At 77.0% G+C, this 3,947-nt stretch carries 4 protein-coding genes; 3 read left to right on the forward strand and 1 reads right to left on the reverse strand.

The annotated features are described in order from the left end of the window. The first annotated feature begins 301 nt into the window (after positions 1-301). Positions 302-1,528 (forward strand): PP2C family protein-serine/threonine phosphatase, encoded by a 1,227-nt coding sequence (locus ACFWXO_RS17485; RefSeq protein ID WP_375893082.1) that lies wholly within the window; start codon positions 302-304, stop codon positions 1,526-1,528. A 478-nt stretch (positions 1,529-2,006) separates the two neighbouring features. After that, positions 2,007-2,204, forward strand: a complete 198-nt coding sequence (locus ACFWXO_RS17490) for a hypothetical protein (RefSeq protein WP_188304780.1) — start codon at positions 2,007-2,009, stop codon at positions 2,202-2,204. Between the two features lie 55 nt (positions 2,205-2,259). On the opposite strand, the gene ACFWXO_RS17495 is transcribed toward ACFWXO_RS17490, so the two are convergent. After that, positions 2,260-3,003: a DUF6348 family protein gene (locus tag ACFWXO_RS17495; RefSeq protein WP_380524788.1), complete on the reverse strand. Its 744-nt coding sequence runs from the start codon at positions 3,001-3,003 to the stop codon at positions 2,260-2,262. 240 nt (positions 3,004-3,243) lie between these two features. On the opposite strand from ACFWXO_RS17495, the gene ACFWXO_RS17500 reads away from it, so the two are divergent. After that, positions 3,244-3,804, forward strand: coding sequence for a hypothetical protein (locus tag ACFWXO_RS17500; protein WP_380524789.1), 561 nt, complete (start codon positions 3,244-3,246; stop codon positions 3,802-3,804). Positions 3,805-3,947: the final 143 nt, after the last annotated feature.

Below are 3,947 nucleotides of genomic sequence, written 5' to 3' on the forward strand. Positions count from 1 at the left end.
CCCCCCCCCCCCCCCCCCCCCCCGGCCCCCCCCCCCCCCCCCCGGGCCCCCCCCCCGCCCCCGTCCGCGCGGCCCCCGGCGGCTGTGTCGTCGGCCACAGGCGCCCGCGCGCCCGCAGCTGCGCACGCGGGGCGCACGCGCCGCCCGCCGGCGCCGTACGCCCAACCGGCGCACGCCTCCTGACGGCGTGCCCGCCACCGGCCCGATCGGCCGAAACCCGCTGAGCGGCCCGCGCGCCGGGGCCGCCGCCCGCCCCCGGACCGTCGACGCCGGGCCGCACCCGTGGATAGGGTCGGACCCCATGGCTGGCAGACCGCCGGGCGCACCGCCCCAGACGACTGCGACGAGGCCCGGCGCCGCCCCGGCGTCCGAGCCCGTGACGGCCCGGCTGCGCAAGAGGCTCCGCCGGGCCCGCCGAAGGCTGCGCACGGCCGGTGTCGACTACTTCCGCGGCGGCGCCGCCGACTGGCCGGTGCTCTGCGCGCTGGCCCTGCTCGTCCCGCTGATGATCCTGCTCAACATCTGGATCCCGGACTGGGCCCCGCCCACCACCCTGGTCCTGCCGATCCTGGCCGGCGCGCTGCTGCTGCGCCCCGGCTCCCTGGTGGTGCTGTACGCGCTGGCCGCCCTCGGGCTGTCCGCCGAGTCCGTGATCCACACCGGCCAGCGGGTCGCCAGCGACAACCCGGAGGCCTACGTCTACGGCGTCACCCCCGGCGCGGCCCTGGTGGTCGGCGCCGCCGGGGTCGGCGGCCTGCTGCTGGCCCAGTTCCGGGCCCGGGTCGGCGTCCCCTGGTGGGGCGGCTCCACCATGCTGTTCGACCTGCGCGAGCGGCTGCGGGTGCAGAGCCGGGTGCCCGAGCTGCCGGCCGGCTGGCACGCCGACATGGCGCTGCGCCCGGCCGGCGGCCAGTCCTTCTCCGGCGACTTCGTGGTGGCCGCCCGCACCGGCCCCGGCCAGCGGCTGCTGGAGGTGGTCCTCGCGGACGTCTCCGGCAAGGGCATGGACGCGGGCTCGCGGGCCCTGCTGCTGTCCGGCGCCTTCGGCGGCCTGGTCGGCTCGCTGCCCGCGCACGACTTCCTGCCCGCCGCCAACGGCTACCTGCTGCGCCAGTCCTGGGAGGAGGGCTTCGCCACCGCCGTCCACCTGGTGCTGGACCTGGACAGCGGCGAGTACGAACTGCTCTCGGCCGGGCACCTGCCGGGCATGCAGCGGCTGGCCGGCGAGGGGCGCTGGGAGATCAAGGAGGCCGAGGGCCCGCTGCTCGGGATCTACGACGGCGCCAAGTTCGACGGCGTGCGCGGCCGGCTGAACCGGGGCGACGTGCTGATGCTGTGCACCGACGGCATGGTCGAGGAGCCCGGCCGGGACCTCGCCGAGGGCATGGACCGGCTGATGGGGGAGGCCGACCGGCTGGTCCCCGGCGGCGCCCCCGGCAGCGGTGCGGGCGCGGCGGGCGCGCTGATCGAGACGGTCGCCCGGGACATCAACGACGACCGGGCCGTACTGCTGCTCTGGCGCGACTGAGGCGGCTGTCCGCGTCATGTGCCACCGGCAGGGCCGTCGTGTCAAGCCTGGCAGCTGATCTTCGGCCATATCGGACGGCCCGTCGGCTGAGCGGATCCGCGACCTCCGCTCCACGTCCCCGGGCGTTTCCCGGCCGCTCAGCAGCGCCCCGCCGACGATTCGTCAGAACGGCTCCGCTATCGTCCCGGTCGGCGGAAACTCGTCCCGCAGCGCAGGATGTCGACGTCGGGCCGACTGTCAGACCTTTACGCAATCGGCACGGTCGACCACACTGAGTCCGGGCGGGACTGTTCAGGATTCGGGGGATGGGGGGCGACACGTGCGGCACACCAGACAGCGGGCCGGTGCGCGTTCCTCGGCCGGCGCTGTGCCGGACGGTCCGCGATTCCGCCTCGGGACCGTCGGACAGGCCGGGGTCCGGCTTCGCAGGTGCCGCCGGGCGGCGGCGCCACGCTATGAAACGAGGAAGTGAGTCCGGGTGGCACTCTCCGTCTCCGCGCTGGTCCTGTTCGCGATCCTGTGCATCATCTTCATCCGGAACAAGCAGCTGAAGATCCCGCACGCGATCGTCGCCGCCCTGTTCGGCTTCATGCTGCACGAGACCACGATGGCGACCTCCATCAACTCCCTGCTGGCCAACCTGGCGCACAGCATCTCCAGCATCACGGGGGGCTGACCCGGCAGGGCCGGACGGATCCCTCGCGCCCCGGAGGCGAGTGGGCGAGCAGCAGCTACCGGCCGGCCCTCCGGGCCTCCCGCCAGCGGGCGAACAGTCCCCGGGGGCGCGTCGCCGCCGGGGTCGGGGCACGCGCCGGCACGGGTGCCGGGGCGCCCGTCGGCGCGGCCGGGGCCGGTGCCGCCCGCTCCGCCGTCAGCAGCACGAACAGCCGCGCCCAGCACAGCCGTTCGCCGCGCGGCCAGTCCAGCGCGCGCAGCGCCGCGGAGGCCGCCTCCGACACCTCGCCGCCCACCCGGACCTCGGCGACGTCGTCGCCCGCCTTCCCGCCCAGGAAGAGCTTCACCCCGACCGGTCCCGGCCCGGTCAGCTCCCGCTCCAGGGCCGGCGCCAGCGCGGGCAGCACCCGGTGCTCGGCAAGCCAGGCCGCCAGGTGCTCGTTGCCGAAGCCGAACACCGCCGCCGGCCCCTGCACCGCCCGCCAGCCCGGGAGTTCGGGCAGGTTCGGGCGGTCGGCGTGGATCCCGCGCCCGTCGGCCAGCTCGACCAGCACCGAGGCGGTGGTGGTCGCCCACATCTTCACCGCGTTGGCGAGCTTCTCCTCCTCGGTCTTGCCGAGGCCGGGTGCGCAGTCCCACACCACCGGGGCGTCCGCCCGGCCCAGGTGGAGCACGAAGCCGAGGTCCACGTGCCCGGCGCCGCCGTCCTCCCCGGGGTGCTCGCGCACCGCCACCGCGGTGGTCCCGGGGCCGCGTACCACCTCGCCGTCCGGGTGGAAGTCCTGGCCCAGTCGTGCCATCTCCCGGACCACACAGCGCTGTATGACCGCCAGTCGCTCCTGCGGACCCACGGGACTCCTCCACTCCGGGAGCGCGGCGCCACGGGTCGCGCTCGAACTGCGCTCGAACGCCGCCGAGGCTATCGGCCCGACCGCCGTGCGGGAAACCGTGCGGACGCCTTCTCCCTGCGGTCGCGGAATTGTCCGGAATGCCCCACTTTGGGGAGCGGAACCCGACAGCCGCCCGCCTGGAGAGCCCGCATGGCCCGCACCGCCCCGACGCCCCCCGTGCCCCACCCGGCCGCCCTGGCGGACCTGCTCGCGGGCCCGGACGGCTCCGGCCTGGTCGCCGAGGTGGAGGCCTACCTCGCCTCGCTGCCCGCCCCCGCGCGCACCCCCGGACCGTACGTCTGCCGCTACGGGAGCGTCCTGCGCCCCTGGCACGCCGGCCACCCGGAGCCCCGGGCCACCCTGCTCGACCGGGCGCTGCGCCGCCCCGCCCGGCCCGTCCCGGTCACCGCCGCCGACCACCTGCGGCTCGCCTCCCGCTACATCGGCGTCCACGGCTGGCTGCAGGGCGCGATGTGGGACGCCACCGGGCGGGTCTGCCTGCTCGGCGCCCAGGCCGCCGTCCTGGCGTACGGCTACGGCACCCCGGCGACCGTGCGGGCCGGCCGGGTCCAGCTGATGGAGGTGCTGCACGCCACCGGCCGCCCGGCGCGCTCCCCGGACGAGTACAACGACCGCCCCGCCACCCGGGAGGGCGACGTCCACCTGCTGCTCGACCGGGCCGCCGCCCGGGCCGCCCGGCTGGGGCTCTGAGGCGCCGCACGGGCCCGGGAACGCCGACGGCCCCCGGGGGGGGGGGGGCCCCCCCCCGGGCCCCCCCCGAGGGCGGCGGGCCCCGCCCGCACAAGCCCCCAGAGGTAGTGCGCGCGGCGGGCACACTCGGAACACCCCCCCGC

Origin of the sequence: Kitasatospora sp. NPDC059088, assembly GCF_042738155.1 — a bacterium.
GTDB lineage: Bacteria > Actinomycetota > Actinomycetes > Streptomycetales > Streptomycetaceae > Kitasatospora.